Source organism: Janthinobacterium foliorum, from assembly GCF_978021625.1.
The window spans coordinates 245,536-265,983 of record NZ_CDXDQE010000003.1 but is presented as its reverse complement, the minus strand read 5'-3'; the positions used below and the strand labels follow the sequence as shown (position 1 = coordinate 265,983).

Genomic DNA, 20,448 nt, shown 5'->3' with positions numbered 1-20,448 from the left:
CGAGCTACGGGGGCGCCGAACGGGCAAGCATCGCAAGCCGCCTATCCACCCCGACGCGCGGCAGGCTTTAACCCGTGTACCCGTAGTACTTAATCGTCTTCCGGTTCCAGGCCCTTCAAGGCCACCTGTACGGCACGCTGGGAAAAACCGCGCTGCATGAGGAAGCGCATCTGCTTGCTGCGCTGCTCGGCATCCTGCGCCACTTGCCCGAACTTGCGGCGCCATACCTCACAGGCGCGGGCAATTTCGCCTTCGGCCAGGCCCGCCTTGAGTTCCTGCAGCGCTTCGCCGCCGATGCCATGGCTTTGCAATTCAGCCATGATGCGGCTGTTGCCGAAGCGCGCCGAGCGGCGGTGGATCAAGGACTCGGAAAAACGTTCCTGCGACAGCCAGTTGGCCTGCTCCAGGCTGTCGAGCAAGGCTTCCACGTCATCGCCTTCCTGGGCATGCCGCTGCAGCTTGCGCCGCAATTCCATGCGACTATGTTCGCGCATCGACAGGAAGCGCAGCGCCCTGCCCTTCAGGCTCAGTTGTACCGCTGCCATCATTCCACCCTATCATTCATCACATTCAAAAAATACTTAGCGCCAAAAGACAAATGCCGCCTGGCGCACTGGCGCGAGACGGCATTCATTGTAGATCTTTATGCGGCAAGCCACGGCACCAGCGGTCACGGTCCGCCGCAGGCAAGACCAGCCGCGACTGGCCATGCCAGCGCAGCCGACCGGTGCTTACTTCGGTGCTTACTTCGCCGTTGACGATGCTTACTTCGCTGTTTACTTTCCTACTCGGCCGCCTTGGCTTCCGCCGCCTTGGCTGCCTTGTCGGCGGCCTTGTCCGCTTTTTCCGGCTTTTCAGCGGCCAGTGGCGGCAGTTCGCGCACGCCCAGCGAAGCGCGGACCTTGTTTTCGATCTCGCGGGCCAAGGCTGGACGCTCTTGCAGGAAGGCGCGGGCGTTGTCCTTGCCCTGGCCGATGCGTTCGCCGTTGTAGCTATACCACGAACCGGATTTTTCCACGATCTTGGCATCCGAACCCAGGTCCAGGATTTCGCCTTCGCGCGAGGTGCCGGCGCCGTACAGGATGTCGAAGTGCGCTTCCTTGAACGGCGGCGCGATCTTGTTCTTGACGACCTTGACCTTGGTTTCGTTGCCGATCACTTCATCGCCCGATTTGATCGAGCCGGTGCGACGGATATCCAGGCGCACGGAAGCGTAGAATTTCAGCGCATTGCCGCCCGTGGTGGTTTCCGGGCTGCCGAACATCACGCCGATCTTCATGCGGATCTGGTTAATGAAGATGACCAGGGTATTCGTGCGGTTGATGGAACCGGTCAGCTTGCGCAGCGCTTGCGACATCAGACGCGCTTGCAGGCCTGGCAGGGAATCGCCCATGTCGCCTTCGATCTCGGCGCGTGGCGTCAGTGCGGCCACGGAGTCGATGACGACCAGGTCGACGCTGCCCGAACGCACGAGGGCGTCGCAGATCTCCAGCGCCTGCTCGCCCGTATCCGGTTGCGAGATCAGCAGTTCATGCAGGTTGACGCCCAGCTTTTGCGCGTAGCCGACGTCGAGCGCATGCTCGGCATCGATAAAGGCGCAAGTGCCGCCCAGTTTTTGCATTTCGGCGATGGTTTGCAGGGTCAGGGTGGTTTTACCCGATGATTCAGGACCGTAGATTTCCACCACGCGGCCGCGCGGCAAGCCGCCGACGCCCAGCGCGATATCCAGGCCGAGCGAACCGGTCGACACGACTTGCACTTCTTCGATCGGTGCGCTGGCATCCATGCGCATGACCGAACCTTTGCCAAACTGCTTCTCGATCTGCGCCAGTGCGGCGGCGAGCGCCTTGGCTTTTTCCGATGCGGGTACTACAGCTTTTTTATCGTCCATATGTTCTTTCAGCCGTTCTACAGTTGCGGATTCACCGGAATCCTGCAGCCTGCGATAGCGCCAGTGGGTTAAATTCTTTACACAGACAGTACTGTATAAAAAAACAGTGATCAATGCAAGCGGAACGTGGATTTGTTTTGAAACAGATCAATACAGCCCTTGTTTTTCACAAAAACTCGCCACCTTGCGGAAAATGAAACACAATATAGACTTCTGATGTCCCGATGTTGCAAGCATAGGAAGCCTCACCATGCGTATTTTACTTGCCGAAGATGACAGCGTCCTGGCCGATGGATTGACCCGTTCGCTGCGCCAGTCCGGCTATGCCATCGACTACGTCAAGAATGGCCAGGAAGCCGATACGGCCCTGTCCACCCAGGAATTCGACTTGCTGATCCTCGACCTGGGCTTGCCAAAAATGTCCGGCCTGGAAGTATTGCGCCGCCTGCGCGCCCGCGCCTCCCTGCTGCCCGTGCTGATCCTGACGGCCGCCGATTCCATCGAACAGCGCGTCAATGGACTCGACCTGGGCGCCGATGATTATATGGCCAAGCCGTTCGCCCTGTCGGAACTGGAGGCAAGAGTGCGCGCCCTGACGCGCCGCGGCGCGGGCGGCGGCGCCACCATCATCAAGCACGGTCCGCTCAGCTATGACCAGGTGGGCCGCAGCGCCTACATCAACGACCAGATGCTCGACCTGTCGGCGCGCGAGCTGGGTCTGCTGGAAATCCTGCTGGGCCGCACGGGCCGTCTCGTTTCGAAAGAGCAACTGGTCGATCACCTGTGCGAATGGGGCGAGGAAGTGTCCAACAACGCCATCGAAGTATATGTGCACCGCCTGCGCAAGAAGATCGAAGTGGGCGGCGTGCGCATCGCCACCGTGCGCGGCCTCGGTTACTGCCTGGAAAAATATTCGGAAGCGCGCCTGCACGCCGAAGCGGCCGACGCCACGGCTCCCGCCAGCAAGTGAAGGCACGCGAGGCGCCACCGGACGAGGCCGTCGACGACGACTGGTTCGAGCCGCCCACGACGGAACAGGACGACACCATCGAGCACTCGCTGTTTGGCGAAATCCTCGACTGGATGCTGGCGCCCCTGCTGCTGCTGTGGCCGATGAGCATCGCCATCACTTACCTGGTGGCCAAGAGCATCGCCAATCAACCCTTCGACCATGCGCTGGAAGACAGCGTCACCGTGCTGACGCAGCAAGTCAAGCAGGCCGATGGCGAGCTGCTGCACCGCGTGCCGGAAAAGAACAGCAGCAACAAGGGCCGCGACTTCCTGCGCGGCGACGATATCGATACGCTGTATTACCTGGTGGTGGGCGCGCGCGGCGAGTATCTCGACGGCGACCGCGACTTGCCGCCGCCGCAAGATCCCGACAAGTACCGCAGCGGCACGGTGCTGTTCCGCAACGACACCATCCACGGCACGCCCGTGCGCGTGGCGTTTACGTATCTCGACATGCCGGCCAGCACGGAAGAGGAACCGCGCCGCGCTCTGGTGCAGGTGGCGGAAACGCTGGAAAAGCGCGCGCAGCTGGCCAATGAAATCATCAAGGGCGTGATTCTGCCGCAGTTTATTATCCTGCCCGTGATCCTGGCCCTGGTCTGGTTCGCCCTGGCGCGCGGCCTGTCGCCGCTGGCGCAGCTGCAGGAACGCATCCGCGCGCGGCCGCCCGACGATTTGAGCCCCATCGAGTCGGGCCAGGTCCCCGAGGAAATCACGCCGCTGGTCGGTTCGCTCAACGAGATGCTGGCGCGGCTGTCGCTGTCGATCGACATGCAGAAGCGCTTCATCGCCGATGCGGCGCACCAGATGAAGACGCCGCTGGCCGGCATGCGCATGCAGTCGGAGCTGGCCTTGCGCCAGACCGACCACGACGAGATCCACCGTTCGCTGCTGCAGCTGGCGAAAAGTTCGGAAGCGGCCACGCGCCTGGTGAACCAGCTGCTGGCCCTGGCGCGCGCGGAAAACCAGCCGCAGGCAGGCACCGCCTTCGAACCCATCGAGCTGAGCGAGCTGGCGCGTGGCGTGGTGCAGGACTGGGTGCAAGCTTCGTTCGCCCAGCATATCGACCTGGGCTTCGAGCAGCCCGCGTATGCGCTCATGATTTCCGGCAATGCCATCATGCTGCGCGAACTGCTGAGCAACCTGATCGACAATGCCTTGCGCTACACGCCGGCGGGCGGCAGCGTCACCGTGCGCGTGCGCAGCACCTTGGAACTGGCCATCCTGGAAGTGGAAGACACGGGTCCCGGCATTCCGCAGACCGAGCGGGCGCACGTGTTCGAACGCTTTTACCGCATTCTTGGCAGCAATGCCGACGGCAGCGGCCTGGGCCTGGCCATCGTGCGTGAGATTGCCCAGCAGCACGGGGCCGAAGTCGACATTTTCAATAATCCGCGCGCCACTTCGCCCAGGCTGCCAGGCACCCTGCTGCGCCTGAGCATAGCCCTGCTGCTGCCGGACCCGCCCGAAGAGGATGACATCACGTATGGATAAGCCCAGCCCCGCACTGCAGCAGCGTCTCGATGCCCACTGGCACAAGACGCGGCGCCTGACGGCCATCCTGCTGGTGATCTGGCTGCTGACGGGTTTCCTGACCGTCTTTTTCGCCCGCGAGCTGCTGCACCTGAACCTGTTCGGCTGGCCGCTGCCCTTCTACATGGCGGCCCAGGGCGCCTCGCTGGTATACCTGGCCATCATCGCCTTCTACGCCTGGCGCATGCGCCGCCTCGACAATGCCTTCCATGCCGGGGAGGAAACATGAGCGGCCAGCGCACCTTCTTTGCCCGCCTGTGCCGCTACTATCTGCTGTTTTCCGCCGGTTTCGCCGCCTTCCTGCTGGCCCTGACGGTGCTGGAACAGGAAGGCATGCCGCGCGCGTGGATCGGCTACCTGTTCATGCTGGTCACCATCACCCTGTACGCCACCATCGGCGTCATCAGCCGCACCTCGAACGTCACCGAATACTATGTGGCGGGGCGCCGGGTGCCGGCCATGTTCAACGGCATGGCCACGGCGGCCGACTGGATCTCGGCCGCCAGCTTCATCAGCCTGGCGGGCGGCCTGTACCTGAACGGTTTCGATGGCCTGGCCTTCATCATGGGCTGGACGGGTGGCTACTGCCTGGTGGCATTATTGATCGCGCCCTACCTGCGCAAGTTCGGCCAGTACACGATTCCCGATTTCCTCGCCGCCCGCTACGGCAGCGGCCGCGACAGCCGTGGCGCCGCCGTGCGCGTGGTGGCCGTGGCCGCCACCATCATCGTCTCGTTTACCTATGTGGTGGCGCAGATCTATGCGGTCGGCCTGATCGCCTCGCGCTTCACGGGCGTGGACTTTTCTGTCGGCATCTTCCTGGGACTGGCCAGCATCCTCGTCTGCTCCTTTCTGGGCGGCATGCGCGCCATTACCTGGACGCAGGTGGCGCAATACATCATCATCCTCATCGCCTTCCTGATCCCCGCCATGTGGCTGTCCGTCAAGCATGCGGACAATCCCGTGCCGCAGATCGCCTACGGCAAGGTCTTGCCGCAGCTGAGCGCGCGCGAGCACGTGCTGGAAAACGATCCCAGGGAAAACGAGGTGCGCGCCATTTTCCGCCAGCGCGCGCAAGGCTACCAGGCGCGCCTCGATGGCTTGCCCGCATCATGGGAGCAGGGCCACCTGGCGGCCCAGCGCCAGCTCGACAATTTACGCCAGCGCAATGCATCGCTGTTTGACATCCGCAATGCGGAGCGGGCCCTGATCGCCTATCCGAAGAATCCGGACGAGGCGCGCGTGCTGTGGCAGGCGGCGCAGGCCAGCAACCAGAAGCGCGCCGAACCGATCACGCCCCATGCGCAGCCGTTTCCCGCCGCCGACCGCGAGCAGTCCGATATCAAGCGCAACAATTTCCTGGCCCTCGTGTTTTGCATGATGCTGGGCACGGCCGCGCTGCCGCATATCCTGATGCGCTCCTACACCACGCCGTCCGTGCACGACACGCGCGTGTCCGTGTTCTGGACCCTGTTCTTCATCCTCTTGATCTATCTGACGATTCCCGCGCTGGCCGTGCTGGTCAAGTACGATATCTATTCCGCGCTGGTGGGCACGCAATATGCCAACCTGCCCACCTGGGTCTCGTACTGGGCCAATGTGGACAAGCTCAGCCCGTTGATCAGCATCGTCGACGTGAACCGCGACGGCATCGTGCAGCTGGCGGAAATTGCCATCGATGCCGACGTGCTGGTACTGGCCACGCCCGAGATCGCCGGCTTGCCCTATGTCATTTCCGGCCTGGTGGCGGCGGGCGGACTGGCGGCCGCCCTGTCGACGGCGGACGGCTTGCTGCTGGCCATCTCGAATGCCCTGTCGCACGACATCTATTACAAGGTGGTCGATCCCACGGCCTCGACGCAAAAGCGCGTGACGATCTCGAAATTGCTGCTGCTGGCCGTGGCTTTCATCGCCGCCTATGCGGCCTCGCAAAAGCCGGCCGATATCCTGTCCCTGGTAGGCATCGCCTTTTCGCTGGCTGCCTCGACCCTGTTCCCGCCCCTGGTGCTGGGGGTGTTCTGGCAACGCACGAATCACCAAGGCGCGCTGGCCGGCATGTTCACGGGCTTTGGCGTGTGCCTGTATTACATGCTGCACACGAGCACCATGCTGGGCGGCAGCGCCGGCGGACAATGGTGGCATATCGCGCCCATTTCCGCCGGCATCTTCGGCGTGCCGGCCGGCCTGGCCGCCACCGTACTGGTCAGCTGGCTGACGCCGGCGCCAAAGCGGCGCAGCACGGGACTGGTCGAGCATATCCGGGCGCCGGAATAATGACAGGAAAATACCTGTTGGGACTCGCAAAACAACGCCGTAGATGTTAGCCTTGCGGAAACAGTATTCAAAAAGAATACTGTATCTTGCAACGTGAAGCGGAGTGTCCATGCGGTCCAGTATTGCCTGTCTTACCCTTGCCTTCCTGTTACCGGCCGCCGCCAGCACATCAGCCCATGCAGCCGCGCCCGTTCCGGCAGCGGCAGCGATTCCCGCCGCCGATTTCTTTGCCAATGCAGCGCTCAGCGGCGCCGTCCTGTCGCCGGACGGACGCCATGTCGCCGTGCTGGTCAGCGCCAAGCATGGACGGGTCCAGCTCTACACGGTCGATTTGCCGGGCATGCAAGTGAAGGCCCTGACTTCCTTCGAGGATGCCGATATCAGCAGCATCGCCTGGGTCAACGAACAACGCATCGTGTATAGCGTGATGGATCGCAATATCGCCCAGGGCGATATCCAGTATGGCCCCGGCCTGTATGCGATCAATATCGATGGCAGCGGCTATCGCCAGCTGGCCAGCAACACGTATTCGCGCACCTCGACGCGCGGCGCGCGCGATATGCTGGGCTGGAATACGCGACTGCTCAGCGCCAGCGGCGAGCACGGCACGGATGACGTGTATGTCACGCAAGCCCAGTTCAGCACCACCGGCATCGCCTCGCAGGCGCTGCTGCGTCTCAATACCGTGACGGGCATCAGCAAGGTGGCCGCCACGGTGGCCGATGCCCAGGGCTGGATGCTGGACCAGAAGGGCGAAGTGCGCATCGCCCTGACGATCAATGACAACAAGCGCACCCTGCTGTATCGCGAGCAGGCCGGCGCCCCCTGGCGCAAACTGCGCGAGAGCGACGTGTACCTGGCGGCACCGGGCGATTTTTCGCCGGCCTTCTTCGATGCCAAGGGTAACTTCTACGTGCACGCGAGCTACCAGGGCGCCGACGCCGTGTACCGCTATGACCTGGCCACCGGCACCATCTTGGGTGCGCCATTGGCGAACACGCCCGGCTACGATTTTTCCGGCATTCCCGTGCAGGGCGCCGACAAGTTGCTGGGCATGCGCTTTGAAACGGATGCGGCCGGCACAGTCTGGTTCGACAAGACGCTCGATGGCGTCCAGGCCAAGGTCGATGCCCTGCTGCCGGCCACCGTGAATATCGTCTCCGTGGCCAAGCGCTCGGAAACACCGTTCGTGCTGGTGACGGCAAGTTCGGACGTGCAGCCGGCAACCGTGCTCATTTTCAATACCGAAACAGGGCAGCTCATGCCCGTGGGCAGCAGCCATCCTGCCATCGACCCTTTGCAAATGTCGCGCAAGACCCTGGTGCGCTACCAGGCCCGCGACGGCCTCACGATTCCCGCCTACCTGACTTTGCCCAAAGGGCATGCCGGCAAGAATCTTCCCATGGTGGTCATGGTGCATGGCGGTCCCTGGGTGCGCGGCGGCCACTGGGACTGGAACCGCGAGACGCAGTTCCTGGCCTCGCGCGGCTATGCCGTGCTGGAACCGGACTACCGCGGCAGCACCGGCTATGGCGCGGCCCATTACAAGGCTGGCTGGAAGCAATGGGGCTTGAAGATGCAGGACGATATCGCCGATGGCGCCCGCTGGGCCATCGCCAAGGGCTATGCCGATCCGCAACGCATCTGTATCGCCGGCGCCAGCTATGGCGGCTACTCTACATTGATGGGCTTGCTCAACGATCCCGAGCTGTTCAAGTGCGGCATCAGCTGGGTCGGCGTGACCGATATCAACATGATGCGCGACGGGCACTGGAGCGGCGATTCCGACCTGGCCGACTCCTACAAGAAAAGCGGCATGAAGGACATGGTCGGCGATGCCGTGCTCGATGCCGCGCAACTGCAGGCGACGTCACCGTTGCAGCAGGCGGCCCGCATCAAGCAGCCGTTATTGCTCGGCTATGGCGGCGCCGACCGGCGCGTGCCTGCAAGCCAGGGCCGCCTGTTCTACCAGGCCGTCAGCAAGACCAATCCGCATGTGGAATGGGTGCTGTACAGCGAGGAAGGCCATGGCTGGGCACTGCAAAAAAACAATGTCGACTTCTGGACGCGCGCCGAGAAACTGCTGGCGCGCAGCATCGGCCCGGCGCCAGCGCCTGCCAGCGCCCCGTAAGGCCGCCGCCGGGCGCCGCAGACGCCAGCGCCCGGCAGGAAATCCCCCGATCCTCCCACTCTCTGATTGCCGAGCGCTTATGTATGTCCCCCCTATCCTGCGCGCTGCCCTGCTGCTTGCCTGCATCTGCGCGCGGCCTGCCTTGGCCCAGCCCTCCGCGCCGCCAGTGCTACGATGCCGTGCGCAAGAGCAATGCGCAGATGGAATGGGTGGCATACGCCGAGGAAGGACACGACTGGGTCCTGCCGCAAACCCATGTCGACTTCTGGCAGCAGAGCGAAAAATTCCTCGACAAATACATCGGAAAAAATAGCGCGGCGGCAAAAAAGGAGTAGGCTGGAGGACCGTTCCACTCACGAGGAAAACTCATGCCGTCTGGAAAAATTCTTGTCGCCCAAGGGGGCGGCCCCACCGCCGTCATCAACCAGTCGCTGGTGGGCGTGGTACTCGAATCGCGGCGCTTCCAGCATGTCACGCGCGTGTATGGCGCGCTGCACGGCGTGCGCGGCATCGTCAATGAAGAATTCGTCGACCTGACGCAGGAAACCAGCCATAACCTGGAACTGGTGGCCGCCACGCCCTCGTCGGCCCTCGGCTCCACGCGCGACAAGCCCGACATCGCCTACTGCCAGCAAATCTTCGAAGTGCTGCGCGCGCACGAGATCGAACACTTCTTTTACATCGGCGGCAACGACTCGTCCGACACGGTGCGCATCGTCAGCGAGGAGGCGCACAAGGCCGGCTATCCGCTGCGCTGCATCCACATCCCGAAAACCATCGACAACGACCTGGTCGGCAGCGACCACACGCCCGGCTTCCCCTCCGCCGCGCGCTTCGTCGCACAGGCGTTCGCCGGCGCCAACCTCGACAACGCAGCCTTGCCCGGCGTCTATGTGGGCGTGGTGATGGGCCGCCATGCGGGCTTTCTGACGGCCGCCTCGGCGCTGGGCAAGAAATTCCCCGACGATGGTCCGCACCTGATCTACCTGCCCGAGCGCGTTTTCGTGCTGGAGCAATTTCTCGCCGACGTCAGGGCCACGTATGCCCAGTACGGACGCTGCGTGATCGCCGTCTCGGAAGGCATCCACGATGCGTCGGGCGAACCGATCGCCAGCCTGCTGGCCAAACAGGTGGGCAATGAGGTGGAACGCGATGCGCACGGCAACGTGCAATTGTCCGGCACGGGCGCGCTGGCCGATTTGCTGTGCGACGAGATCAAGGACAAGCTGGGCATCAAGCGCGTGCGCGGCGATACCTTCGGCTATCTGCAGCGCTCCTTCATCGGCTGCGTTTCCGACGTCGACCAGCGCGAAGCGAGGGAAGTGGGCGAAAAGGCCGTGCAATTCGCCATGTGGGGCGACCGCGATGGTTCCGTGGCCATCAAGCGCACGGGCTTTTATTCCGTCGACTACGCTCTGCTGCCGCTGACCGACGTGGCGGGCAAGACGCGCACCATGGAAGACGAATTCATCAGCGCCAGCGGCACGGACGTGACGGATGCCTTCCGCCTGTACCTGCGCCCGCTGCTCGGTTCCGGCATGCCGGACGCCTTCCGCCTGCGCGCCGCCAAAGTGGCGAAAGTCTTGAAGCCTTAGTGGCTTTCCGCCAGCAATAGCGGCCGCAGTTTCACGGCCGCCTCCTTCAGCTGCGGCACATGCTGCAGCAGCTGCTCCACGGACTTGCGCGCCACGGGCGCGTGGCAGGCGACGGCCGCCACGATGCGCCCGTCGGCCGCGCAGATGGGCACGGCCACGGCCACCATGCCGTGCACGAATTCCTCGTCGTCGATGCCGATGCCCAGGCGGGCGATGCGCACGATCTCGCGCTCCAGCAGGGCGGGATCCGTGATGCTTTTCGGCGTGCGCGCTTCCAGGCTCAGCATGGCCAGCAGTTCGCGCCGCTCGAATAACGTCATGTGCGCCAGGAACAGTTTTCCGCTGGCCGTGCAATGCATGGGTGCGCGCGTGCCCAGCACCAGGTGCAATCGCAGCGGTTCCTGGGTTTCCACCCGGTCCACGTAGACGATCGCGTTGCCCTCGGGAATGGCCAGGTTGCACGTCTCGCCCGTGGCCGCCACCAGGCTGCCCAGGATGCTGCGGCTGACGCGGATCAGGGCATTGTTGCGCAGGGTCGCCAGCGCCAGGTTGGTGGCCGCGGCACCGGGCACGTAGCCGCGGCCCACGGGCGTGCGCAGCACATAGCCGTGCTGCTCCAGAGTATCGAGCAGGCGCATCATGCTGGCCTTGGGCACCTGCATGCGCGTGGCCAGCTGCGACAGGGTCAGCGGCTGGCTGGCGCTGGCCAGGTGCTCGATCAGGCGCAGCACGCGCAAGCCCCGTGCCTCGTCGCCATGGCTGGCCGCCGCGCTGGCGCCGGACTGGCCGCCCGTGTGAGTTCCCTCTTCGGCCCCGGCTGCCTGTTTTTGAAACGCATCATGCATGTTCTGTTTCACCTCTCGCGTATGCGGCTTTTTCCGCTTGTCCCGGCGCTGCACGTCTTTTATAAATGGAACAAGACGTTCCAAAAATAATCAATAAAGACCAGTGTATCGCAAAAAACGCCCGTCGAGGCGGCGGCGATACCGCAACGCAGGAGACAAGCATCATGTTGCAAACACACTACGATTACATCGTCGTCGGCGCCGGTTCGGCCGGCTGCGTGCTGGCCAACCGGCTGTCGCATGACAGCGCCAACCAGGTATTGCTGCTGGAAGCGGGCGGCAAGGACAACAATCCGTGGATCCACGTGCCGGTCGGCTATTTCAAGACCATGCACGACCCGAACCTGGACTGGTGCTACCGCACGGAAGCGGACGCCGGCATCGCCGGGCGCCAGCTGCAATGGCCGCGCGGCAAGGTGCTGGGCGGCTCCAGCTCGCTCAACGGCTTGCTGTATGTGCGGGGCCAGAAGGAAGACTACGACCGCTGGGCCGAGCTGGGCAACCCTGGCTGGAGCTATGCCGAGGTACTGCCCTATTTCAAGAAATCGGAAGACCAGGAACGGGGCGCCAGCGACTACCACGGCGTCGGCGGCCCCTTGAAAGTGTCGGACCTGCGCCTGCGCCGCCCCATCGCCGAACATTTCATCGCCGGCGCCACGGAAAGCGGCATCCCCTTCAATGCCGACTACAACGGCGCCACGCAGGAAGGCGTCGGCTACTTCCAGCAGACGGCCAGCAATGGCCTGCGCTGGAGCACGGCGAAAGCCTTCCTGCGGCCCGCCCGCAAGCGCGCCAACCTGCGCGTGGAAGTGCGGGCGCAAATCACCCGCGTGCTGTTCGAGGGCAAGCGCGCCGTCGGCATCGAGTTCCGCCAGGATGGCCAGCTGCGCCAGGCGCGCGCCAGCGGCGAAGTGATTTTATGCGCGGGCGCCATCGGTTCGCCGCAGATCCTGCAATGCTCGGGCGTGGGCCCGCGCGCCCTGCTGGACGAAGTGGGCGTGCCGCTGGTGCACGACCTGCCCGGCGTGGGTCAGAACCTGCAAGACCACCTGCAAATCCGCCTGGTCTTCAAGACGCGCTTGAAAACCCTGAACGATGAAGTCAACAGCCTGTGGGGCAAGCTGTGGGTGGGCATGCAATATGTGTTTTCCCGCTCGGGCCCCTTGACCCTGGCGGCCAGCCAGGTGACGGTGTTTACCAAGTCTTCGCCGGAAGTCACGCGGCCCGACATCCAGTTCCACATGCAGCCGCTGAGTGCCGACAAGCCGGGCGAAGGCGCGCATCCGTTTTCCGCCTTTACGTCGTCCGTTTGCCAGCTGCGCCCGCACAGCCGCGGCCATGTGTCGATCAAGTCCGCCGATCCCCTCGCCTATCCGGGCATCTACCCGAACTACCTGTCCGACCCGCGCGACCAGCAGACGGCGATCGCGGCCCTGCGCGTGGCGCGAAAAATCGCCGCCGCGCCATCGCTGGCGCCGCACATCATTGCCGAATTCGTGCCCGGCCCGCAATTCGAGACGGATGCGCAGCTGCTGGACGCGGCGCGGCGCTTCAGCCAGTCCATCTACCACCCCAGCGGCACCTGCAAGATGGGCCATGACGCGCTGGCCGTCGTCGACGCGCGCCTGCGCGTGCACGGCATGCAGAACCTGCGCGTGGTCGATGCCTCGATCATGCCGGAAATCGTCTCGGGCAATACCAACGCGCCCACCATCATGATCGCCGAAAAAGCCGCCGACATGATCCTGGCAGACGCCGTGCGCCTGCCCAGGGCCGCGTAGCCGGCGCCCGCGGCGATTTCCACTTCCCGTTCCACCCGACCAAGGAGGATGCCAGCGGCGGGCAGACCGGCCCGCCCCTGTTGTACCGGCCGCCGCGCCATCAGCGCGGCGGCCGCAACCCAACCATCTAAAAAAAATACATAATCGATATCGATTGGAGACTAGATATGGACAACAATCCCAACCATCCGAAAAAGGCCAAAGAGCTGCGGAAAGTCGTGATGGCCAGCGTGATCGGCGCCACCATCGAATGGTATGACTTCTTCTTGTACGGCGTCGTCGCCGGCATCGTGTTCAGCAAGCTGTATTTCCCGGGCGGCGATCCGCTCGTCTCGACCATGCTGGCCTACGGCACCTTCGCCGTGGGCTTCCTGTCGCGTCCCATCGGCGGCGTGATCTTCGGCCACTTCGGCGACAAGATCGGCCGCAAGAGCATGCTGGTCATGACGCTGATGATCATGGGCATCTCCACCTTCCTCATCGGCGTGCTGCCCACGTATGAGCACATCGGCTACTGGGCGCCCGGCCTGCTGCTGTTCCTGCGCGTGCTGCAGGGCATCGGCCTGGGCGGCGAATGGGGCGGCGCCGTGCTGATGGCGTACGAATACGCGCCGCCGAAGGACCGCGGCTTCTACGCCAGCCTGCCGCAGATCGGCCTGGCCATCGGCCTGTGCCTCGCTTCCGGCGTGGTGGCCATCCTCTCGTACAGCCTGAGCGATGCGCAATTCCTGTCGTGGGGCTGGCGCGTCGCCTTCATCCTGTCGGCCGCCCTCGTCTTCATCGGCATGTGGATACGCCTGAACGTGATGGAAACGCCGGAATTCCAGGCCGTCAAGGAAAAGAACGCGGAGACGCAGATCCCCTTCTTCGACCTGCTGAAACGCTATCCGGGCAATGTCTTGAAAGGCATGGGCGCGCGTTACATCGACGGCGTGTTCTTCAATATCTTCGGCGTGTTTTCCATCACCTACCTGACCAACACCATCAAGATCGACCGCACGGAAGCGCTGATGGGGGTGATGGCGTCCGCCGTCGTGATGTGCTTCTGCATCCCCTTCTTCGGCCGCCTGTCGGACCGCGTCGGCCGCACCAAGGTGTTTTTCTGGGGGTCGCTGATCACGGGCGTGTCGGCCATCCCCGCCTTCTGGATCATGCTCAACCACGCCGACAATCCGCTGCTGCTGTGGTGCTCCGTGATCATCCCCCTGGGCGTGCTGTATTCGGCCGTGTATGGCCCGGAAGCTGCCCTGTTCTGCGACCTGTTCGACGCCAAGGTGCGCTACACGGGCATCTCCTTCGTCTACCAGTTCTCCGGCATCTTCGCCAGCGGCCTGACGCCCATCATCGCCACCTACCTGCTGAAGACGGGCAACGGCGAGCCGTGGCACATCGTCGGCTACATCCTGTTCGCGTCCCTCGTCTCGGCCGTCAGCGTGGCCATGATCGGCAAGAACGGCGCGCAGCCGGAAGGCCATATGAAGCCGGCGCACGCAAGGTAAGCTGGCAACTGGCATAAAAAAAGCAGGCTCTCAAAGAGGCCTGCTTTTTTCTGACGAACGCCACGGCGCCTGACAAAGGCGCAGCGCGGCAGGTTTGGTCAGGTGCGATCAGATAACGATGGTCTGATGCTCGTCGCCCACGCGGGCGCGGATGGTGCCGATGCGCGAGACGGTTTCGCCGGCCGCTTGCAGCTGGGCGATGGCGGCGTCGGCGTTTTCCTGCGCGACGATGACGGTCATGCCGATGCCGCAGTTGAAGACGCGGTGCATCTCGGCGTCAGCCACGCCGCCGTGCTGCTGCAGCCACGTGAACAGCGGCGGCATGGTCCATGCCTTCGAGTCCAGCTCGGCCACCAGGCCAGGCTGCAGCACGCGCGGGATGTTTTCCACCAGGCCGCCACCGGTGATGTGCACCATGCCCTTGACTTCCATGGCATCCATCAGCGCCAGCAATGGCTTGACGTAGATGCGCGTCGGCTGCATCAGCACGTCGGCCAGCTTGCGGCCGTGGAAGTCGCCTTCCAGGTCCGGTTTCGCCACTTCGATGATCTTGCGCACCAGCGAATAGCCGTTCGAGTGCACGCCCGACGAGGCCAGGCCCAGCACCACGTCGCCCGGGGCGATCTTGGTGCCGTCGATGATTTTCGATTTTTCCACGGCGCCAACGGCAAAACCGGCCAGGTCGTATTCGCCGGCAGGGTACATGCTCGGCATTTCCGCCGTTTCGCCGCCGATCAGCGCGCAGCCGGCCTGTTCGCAACCCTGGGCGATGCCCTTGATGACGTCGGTGGCAATGGCCACATCCAGCTTGCCGCAAGCGAAGTAGTCGAGGAAGAACAGGGGTTCGGCGCCTTGCACCAGGATATCGTTGACGCTCATGGCGACCAGGTCGATGCCGACCGTGTCATGGCGGTTCAGTTCGAACGCCAGGCGCAATTTCGTGCCCACGCCGTCCGTGCCCGAGACCAGGACCGGTTCCTTGTATTTCTTGCTGATTTCAAACATGGCGCCAAAACCGCCCAGGCCGCCCATCACGCCTTCGCGCAGGGTGCGCTTGGCAAACGGCTTGATTGCTTCGACTAAAGCGTCGCCTGCGTCGATATCGACGCCAGCGTCACGGTAGGAAAGGGAAACATTAGAAGTCTGGTTCATGGTGTGGGGGCAGCGGAGGCGGTAAAATAGAAGGCGGATACCCGCCAGCACGCGCGCGCGTGGATGTTTTTGACACCCTGCGACAGGCGGCCAGCCGGTGAATTCGGTCGATCAAGTCGCTATTTTATCAAACTGCCCCCACAATTTCGTAATTAACTGCCTTTTTTTAACGCAACAGCCCAAACTCCATGCCATTTCCGATCACCGCCGAACAGAAGCAAACAGCATTTTGGATCGCGGTCTGGCTGGCATTTTTGCTCTTGCTCGTCAGCCTGGGGCCCATATTGACGCCCTTCCTGGCGGCGGCCATCCTCGCCTACGTGCTCAATCCCGGCGTGGACCGCTTGCAGCGTCTGCACTACGGGCGCTTTTACCTGCCCCGCCCGCTGGCCGTGCTGGTCGTGGTGGTGTTGTTTTTCCTCGCCATCACGGCGCTGGTGCTGATCGTCGTGCCCGTGCTGCAAAAGGAAATCCCCCTGCTGCAGGCGCAGATTCCCCAGTTTCTCAGCAAGGCCAACGAGTTCCTGGCGCCGAAACTGCGCGACCTGGGCATCCGCGTGCGCCTGGATGGCACGGGCATCAAGCGCATGCTGAGCCAGCAGATGGCCACCAGCGGCGATGAAATCTGGAGCACGGTGCTGGCCTCGGCGCGCATCGGCGGCACGGCCGTGCTGGGCTGGCTGGCCACCGTCGTGCTGATCCCCGTGGTGCTGTTTTATCTGTTGCTGGACTGGCATCCCATGCTGGCGCGCATCGCCGCTGCCGTGCCGCGCCGCTGGGTGGGCCGCACCGTGGGCATGGCGCAGGAAGTCGACACCCTGCTGGCGCAATACCTGCGCGGCCAGCTGCTGGTGATGCTGGTGCTGGCCACGTACTACTCGGCGGCGCTGGCCATCGCCGGCTTCGAGGTGGCATTGCCAGTGGGCATCATCACGGGCTTGCTGGTGTTCATTCCCTACCTGGGCTTCGGCCTGGGCCTGATGCTGGCGCTGATCGCCGCCCTGCTGCAGTTCGCCGACTGGAGCGGCGTGATCGCCGTCGCCGTCATCTACGGCTGCGGCCAGGTCATCGAGGGCTTTTTCCTCACGCCGCGCCTGGTGGGCGAGCGCATCGGCCTCAATCCCCTGGCCGTGATCTTTGCCTTATTGGCCTTCGGACAACTGTTCGGTTTCGTCGGCGTGTTGCTCGCCTTGCCCGCTTCTGCCGTGCTGATGGTCGCTTTTAAGCATCTAAGACGCCACTACCTGTCCAGCACCTTCTATAATGCATGACAAGGTGACTGACATAAGCGACTGCGCGTCGCACTTTGCGGCCGGCGATGCTCACCGTACTACAGTACGGTTGCGCTTCTCGGCCACAAATTGCTGCCGCTCGCTACGCTTCTGTCAGGCACCCGATATGATTACAATATGAAACTAACAACAGCGACGACGACGCATACGCAGTAATGAAAAACAGGACAAGGCGTACGCCATGAAACAACTGGTGCTCGATTTAGGCACAGACCAGGCGCACAGCCTCGATACCTTCGAGGTGGGACAGAATGCCGAAGTGGCGCAGCTGATGCGCCAGTTCGCCGCGCGCACGTCGCGCGAGCATTTTGCCTACCTGTGGGGCGAACTGGCCGCCGGCAAGAGCCATCTGCTCAAGGCCCTGGCCAGCACCGAGCGCGCGCGCTACATTTCGCCATTCTCGATCGAGTCCGAATTCGTGTATTCGCCCGACGTGGATCTGTACCTGCTCGACGATTGCGAAAAGCTGTCGCCGCTGGCGCAGATCGACGCCTTTGCCCTGTTCAATGAAATCCGCGCCAACCAGGCGTTCATGGTGTGCAGCGGCGCCGTGCCGCCGGCCGTGCTGCCCGTGCGCGAAGACTTGCGCACGCGCATGGGCTGGGGCCTGATTTACCAGATCCACGGCTTGACCGACGATGAAAAAATCGCCGCCCTGACCCAGGCGGCCAGCACCCGCGGCTTGACCTTGTCGCCGGGCGTGTTACCCTATCTGCTGTCCCATTTCCGGCGCGACATGCGTTCGCTGTCGACGATGCTGGACTCTCTTGACCTCTACTCCCTGGAAACCCAACGCCCGATCACCTTGCCTTTATTGCGCGAGTTGCTGCAGGCGGAAGCGAAAGAATGATGAATCTGGCCCTGTTTGACCTCGACCACACCCTGCTGCCCATCGACTCGGATCACGAGTGGGGCGAATTCCTGGTACGCATCGGTGCCGTGGACGCCGCCGAATTCACCCGCCGCAACAACGAATTTTTCGCGCAATACCAGGCCGGCACCCTCGACCCGGTGGAATACCTGGAATTTTCGCTGGGCACCCTGGCGCAATTCCCGCGCGAACGCCTCGAAGCGCTGCACCGCCAGTTCATGGCCGAAGTGGTCATGCCGGCGATCCGCCCCGAAGTCGTCGCCTTGCTGAAGCAGCACCAGGACGCAGGCGACCTGCTGGCCATCGTCACGGCGACCAACCATTTCATCACCAAACCCATCGCCGAAGCGCTGGGCGTCGAACACCTGCTGGCCGCCATGCCCGAGTACGACGACGCCGGCAATGTCACGGGCAAGCTGCTGGGCACGCCCACTCTGGGCGCGGGCAAGCTGACCCACACCCATGCCTGGCTGGAAAAGATGGGCAAGGAGCTGGGGCAGTTCGAGCGCAGCTATTTTTACAGCGATTCGCACAACGACATTCCCTTGCTGTCGGTCGTTACCCACCCTGTCGCGACCAATCCCAATGCCGCCTTGAGCGCACATGCATCCCTCCACGGCTGGCCATCACTCCACTTATTCAATGATTAAAAAATTCATCCGCAAGATCCTCGGCGTTAAAAAAGAGGCAGCGCGCGACACCACGGCCCCCGTCGTGCTCGGTCCCGCGCAACACGGAATCGACCCGAAGCTGGTGTCGTCGAATGCCATCCGCGTCACCAGCAGCCTGCAGGAAGCGGGCTTCGAGGCCTTTGTCGTCGGCGGCGCCGTGCGCGACCTGCTGCTGGGCGTCAAGCCGAAAGACTTCGACATCGCCACCAACGCCACGCCGGAACAGGTCAAGCGACTGTTCCGCCGCGCCTTCATCATCGGCAAGCGCTTCCAGATCGTGCACGTGATGTTCGGCCAGGACCTGCTGGAAGTGACCACCTTCCGCGGCGCCGGCGCCGATTCCGCGCCCAAGGATGAACATGGCCGCGTCCTGCGCGACAATACCTTCGGCTTGCAGCACGAGGACGCCCTGCGCCGCGACTTCACCATCAACGCCATGTACTACAACCCGGCCACGCAGGAAGTGCTGGACTACCATGGCGGCGTGGAAGACATCCGCGCCAAGACCCTGCGCATGATCGGCAAGCCGGAAGAGCGCTACCGCGAAGATCCCGTGCGCATGCTGCGCGTGGTGCGTTTTGCCGCCAAGCTGAAATTCACCATCGAGCCGGCCACCGCCGCGCCGATTCCCGTCATGGCGCCGCTGATCAACAACGTGCCCGCGCCGCGCGTGTTCGACGAAATGCTCAAGCTCCTGATGAGCGGCCACGCGCTGGCCTGCCTGCAGCAGCTGCGCAAGGAAGGCTTGCATCACGGCCTGCTGCCGCTGCTCGACGTGGTGCTGGAGCAGCCGCTGGGCGCGAAATTCGTCACCCTGGCGCTGGACGCCACGGACGCCCGCATCGCCGCCGGCAAGACCGTCTCGCCAGGCTTTTTGTTTGCCTCGCTGCTGTGGCACCAGGTGCTGGAAAAATGGACGGCCTACCGCGCCGCCGGCGAATCGACGATTCCCGCGCTGCACCTGGCGGCCGACGACGTGCTCGATTCGCAAACGGAAAAACTGGCCTTGCAGCGCAAGATCGGCTCCGACATGCGCGACATCTGGTCGATGCAGCCGCGCTTCGAGCGCCGCGTCGGCAAGGCCCCGTACAAATTGCTGGAGCACCTGCGCTTCCGCGCCGGCTACGACTTCCTGCTGCTGCGCTGCGCCTCGGGCGAGATCGACATGGAAATCGGCGAATGGTGGACCGCGTTCTATGAAGGCGACGAGGAAACGCGCGAAGCCCTGCTGGTCAGCGCGAATGCCGCCCCTGGCGCCGTCAAGAAGAAGCGCCCGCCGCGCCGCAGCACGCGCAGCAAATCGACGTCCGGCGGCGGCAGCACCACCGGCAGCACCAGCGGCGAATGATCGTGGCAATGCAGCCAGCAACGGAAGTTATCGCTTACATCGGTATCGGCGCGAACCTGGGCGACGCGCGCGCGAACGTGCAGGATGCCATCGCGCGCCTGGCGCGCCTGCCCGGCGCGTCCCTGGTGGACGCCTCGGCCAGCTACCGCACGGCGCCCATCGATGCGAGCGGCGACGACTACATCAACGCCGTGGCGCGCATCGCGACCACCCTGCCCGCCGAAGACCTGCTGCTGGCCCTGCACGCCATCGAGGCGGCGCACGGGCGCGAGCGGCCCTACCGCAACGCGCCGCGCACCCTGGACCTGGACTTGCTGCTGTACGGCGACGAGCAGATCGCCAGCGCCACCCTGACGGTGCCGCATCCGCGCATCACCGAGCGCGCCTTCGTGCTGGTGCCGCTGCTGGCCCTGGCGCCGGCCATCGCCGTGCCCGGACTGGGACCGGCGCAGGACTACCTTGCCGGCGTGGCCGGCCAGGCCATCAGCCAGCTCTGAACCGTTTCGCTTCCATCCTCTACAATGCCGCTCCTGCAGCACGCCGCATAAAGTACT

The 20,448-nt window shown here is 63.6% G+C and carries 18 protein-coding genes; 14 read left to right on the top strand and 4 right to left on the bottom strand.

The window, feature by feature from the left end; all coding sequences use genetic code 11:
• Positions 1-89: 89 nt before the first annotated feature.
• Positions 90-545, bottom strand: coding sequence for a recombination regulator RecX (gene recX, locus ACZ92H_RS08655; RefSeq protein ID WP_465049238.1), 456 nt, complete (start codon positions 543-545; stop codon positions 90-92).
• Between the two features lie 239 nt (positions 546-784).
• Positions 785-1,891, bottom strand: a complete 1,107-nt coding sequence (gene recA, locus ACZ92H_RS08650) for a recombinase RecA (protein ID WP_071321836.1) — start codon at positions 1,889-1,891, stop codon at positions 785-787.
• Positions 1,892-2,141: 250 nt separating this feature from the next.
• Between recA and ACZ92H_RS08645 the strand changes: the two genes are divergently transcribed.
• The 7 genes from ACZ92H_RS08645 to ACZ92H_RS08615 all read left to right on the top strand — a co-directional run bounded on the left by ACZ92H_RS08645 (position 2,142) and on the right by ACZ92H_RS08615 (position 10,435).
• On the top strand, positions 2,142-2,861 hold the full coding sequence (locus tag ACZ92H_RS08645) for a response regulator (RefSeq protein ID WP_092796764.1): 720 nt from the start codon (positions 2,142-2,144) through the stop codon (positions 2,859-2,861).
• Positions 2,858-4,396 carry a sensor histidine kinase gene (locus ACZ92H_RS08640; RefSeq protein WP_465049007.1) on the top strand — a complete coding sequence of 513 codons (1,539 nt, stop codon included), beginning with the start codon at positions 2,858-2,860 and terminating at the stop codon, positions 4,394-4,396. The genes ACZ92H_RS08645 and ACZ92H_RS08640 overlap by 4 nt, the downstream gene beginning before the upstream one ends.
• Complete coding sequence (locus ACZ92H_RS08635; protein ID WP_131373431.1) at positions 4,389-4,664, top strand: DUF4212 domain-containing protein; 276 nt, start codon at positions 4,389-4,391, stop codon at positions 4,662-4,664. The genes ACZ92H_RS08640 and ACZ92H_RS08635 overlap by 8 nt, the downstream gene beginning before the upstream one ends.
• Positions 4,661-6,709: a sodium:solute symporter family protein gene (locus tag ACZ92H_RS08630; protein WP_131373430.1), complete on the top strand. Its 2,049-nt coding sequence runs from the start codon at positions 4,661-4,663 to the stop codon at positions 6,707-6,709. The genes ACZ92H_RS08635 and ACZ92H_RS08630 overlap by 4 nt, the downstream gene beginning before the upstream one ends.
• A 109-nt stretch (positions 6,710-6,818) precedes the next feature.
• A complete protein-coding gene (locus ACZ92H_RS08625) occupies positions 6,819-8,840 on the top strand; it encodes a S9 family peptidase (protein ID WP_465049006.1) in 2,022 nt (673 codons plus the stop codon).
• A gap of 179 nt (positions 8,841-9,019) precedes the next feature.
• Positions 9,020-9,175, top strand: a complete 156-nt coding sequence (locus tag ACZ92H_RS08620) for a hypothetical protein (protein WP_465049005.1) — start codon at positions 9,020-9,022, stop codon at positions 9,173-9,175.
• 33 nt (positions 9,176-9,208) lie between these two features.
• Positions 9,209-10,435: a 6-phosphofructokinase gene (locus ACZ92H_RS08615; protein ID WP_131373426.1), complete on the top strand. Its 1,227-nt coding sequence runs from the start codon at positions 9,209-9,211 to the stop codon at positions 10,433-10,435.
• Here the strand turns inward: ACZ92H_RS08615 and ACZ92H_RS08610 are convergent.
• Entirely contained in the window at positions 10,432-11,280 is an 849-nt protein-coding gene (locus tag ACZ92H_RS08610; protein ID WP_465049004.1) for an IclR family transcriptional regulator, read from the bottom strand. The genes ACZ92H_RS08615 and ACZ92H_RS08610 overlap by 4 nt on opposite strands.
• A 164-nt stretch (positions 11,281-11,444) precedes the next feature.
• Between ACZ92H_RS08610 and ACZ92H_RS08605 the strand changes: the two genes are divergently transcribed.
• Together ACZ92H_RS08605 and ACZ92H_RS08600 are read left to right on the top strand one after the other, a co-directional pair.
• Positions 11,445-13,061 (top strand): GMC family oxidoreductase, encoded by a 1,617-nt coding sequence (locus ACZ92H_RS08605; RefSeq protein ID WP_465049003.1) that lies wholly within the window; start codon positions 11,445-11,447, stop codon positions 13,059-13,061.
• Between the two features lie 167 nt (positions 13,062-13,228).
• Positions 13,229-14,560 (top strand): MFS transporter, encoded by a 1,332-nt coding sequence (locus ACZ92H_RS08600; protein WP_465049002.1) that lies wholly within the window; start codon positions 13,229-13,231, stop codon positions 14,558-14,560.
• Positions 14,561-14,668: 108 nt separating this feature from the next.
• Here the strand turns inward: ACZ92H_RS08600 and purM are convergent, their stop codons facing one another.
• Positions 14,669-15,712, bottom strand: a complete 1,044-nt coding sequence (purM, locus tag ACZ92H_RS08595) for a phosphoribosylformylglycinamidine cyclo-ligase (RefSeq protein ID WP_070220403.1) — start codon at positions 15,710-15,712, stop codon at positions 14,669-14,671.
• A 188-nt stretch (positions 15,713-15,900) separates the two neighbouring features.
• Here purM and ACZ92H_RS08590 point away from each other — a divergent pair, with 188 nt between their 5' ends.
• The 5 genes from ACZ92H_RS08590 to folK all read left to right on the top strand — a co-directional run bounded on the left by ACZ92H_RS08590 (position 15,901) and on the right by folK (position 20,391).
• Positions 15,901-16,983, top strand: coding sequence for an AI-2E family transporter (locus ACZ92H_RS08590; protein WP_131373422.1), 1,083 nt, complete (start codon positions 15,901-15,903; stop codon positions 16,981-16,983).
• A gap of 202 nt (positions 16,984-17,185) precedes the next feature.
• Positions 17,186-17,854, top strand: a complete 669-nt coding sequence (gene hda / locus ACZ92H_RS08585; protein WP_131373421.1) for a DnaA regulatory inactivator Hda — start codon at positions 17,186-17,188, stop codon at positions 17,852-17,854.
• Positions 17,854-18,525, top strand: a complete 672-nt coding sequence (locus tag ACZ92H_RS08580; protein WP_131373704.1) for a histidinol-phosphatase — start codon at positions 17,854-17,856, stop codon at positions 18,523-18,525. Before hda ends, ACZ92H_RS08580 begins: the two co-directional genes overlap by 1 nt.
• A complete protein-coding gene (gene pcnB / locus ACZ92H_RS08575; protein ID WP_465049001.1) occupies positions 18,518-19,894 on the top strand; it encodes a polynucleotide adenylyltransferase PcnB in 1,377 nt (458 codons plus the stop codon). The genes ACZ92H_RS08580 and pcnB overlap by 8 nt, the downstream gene beginning before the upstream one ends.
• An 8-nt stretch (positions 19,895-19,902) precedes the next feature.
• Entirely contained in the window at positions 19,903-20,391 is a 489-nt protein-coding gene (folK, locus tag ACZ92H_RS08570) for a 2-amino-4-hydroxy-6-hydroxymethyldihydropteridine diphosphokinase (protein ID WP_465049000.1), read from the top strand.
• Positions 20,392-20,448 lie beyond the last annotated feature (57 nt).

Coding starts and splice junctions, on each gene's coding strand:
- recX (WP_465049238.1), bottom strand. CDS start 545: ATGGCAGCGGTACAACTGAGCCTGAAGGGCAGGGCGCTGCGCTTCCTG.
- recA (WP_071321836.1), bottom strand. CDS start 1,891: ATGGACGATAAAAAAGCTGTAGTACCCGCATCGGAAAAAGCCAAGGCG.
- ACZ92H_RS08645 (WP_092796764.1), top strand. CDS start 2,142: ATGCGTATTTTACTTGCCGAAGATGACAGCGTCCTGGCCGATGGATTG.
- ACZ92H_RS08635 (WP_131373431.1), top strand. CDS start 4,389: ATGGATAAGCCCAGCCCCGCACTGCAGCAGCGTCTCGATGCCCACTGG.
- ACZ92H_RS08630 (WP_131373430.1), top strand. CDS start 4,661: ATGAGCGGCCAGCGCACCTTCTTTGCCCGCCTGTGCCGCTACTATCTG.
- ACZ92H_RS08625 (WP_465049006.1), top strand. CDS start 6,819: ATGCGGTCCAGTATTGCCTGTCTTACCCTTGCCTTCCTGTTACCGGCC.
- ACZ92H_RS08615 (WP_131373426.1), top strand. CDS start 9,209: ATGCCGTCTGGAAAAATTCTTGTCGCCCAAGGGGGCGGCCCCACCGCC.
- ACZ92H_RS08610 (WP_465049004.1), bottom strand. CDS start 11,280: ATGCATGATGCGTTTCAAAAACAGGCAGCCGGGGCCGAAGAGGGAACT.
- ACZ92H_RS08605 (WP_465049003.1), top strand. CDS start 11,445: ATGTTGCAAACACACTACGATTACATCGTCGTCGGCGCCGGTTCGGCC.
- ACZ92H_RS08600 (WP_465049002.1), top strand. CDS start 13,229: ATGGACAACAATCCCAACCATCCGAAAAAGGCCAAAGAGCTGCGGAAA.
- purM (WP_070220403.1), bottom strand. CDS start 15,712: ATGAACCAGACTTCTAATGTTTCCCTTTCCTACCGTGACGCTGGCGTC.
- ACZ92H_RS08590 (WP_131373422.1), top strand. CDS start 15,901: ATGCCATTTCCGATCACCGCCGAACAGAAGCAAACAGCATTTTGGATC.
- hda (WP_131373421.1), top strand. CDS start 17,186: ATGAAACAACTGGTGCTCGATTTAGGCACAGACCAGGCGCACAGCCTC.
- ACZ92H_RS08580 (WP_131373704.1), top strand. CDS start 17,854: ATGAATCTGGCCCTGTTTGACCTCGACCACACCCTGCTGCCCATCGAC.
- pcnB (WP_465049001.1), top strand. CDS start 18,518: ATGATTAAAAAATTCATCCGCAAGATCCTCGGCGTTAAAAAAGAGGCA.
- folK (WP_465049000.1), top strand. CDS start 19,903: ATGCAGCCAGCAACGGAAGTTATCGCTTACATCGGTATCGGCGCGAAC.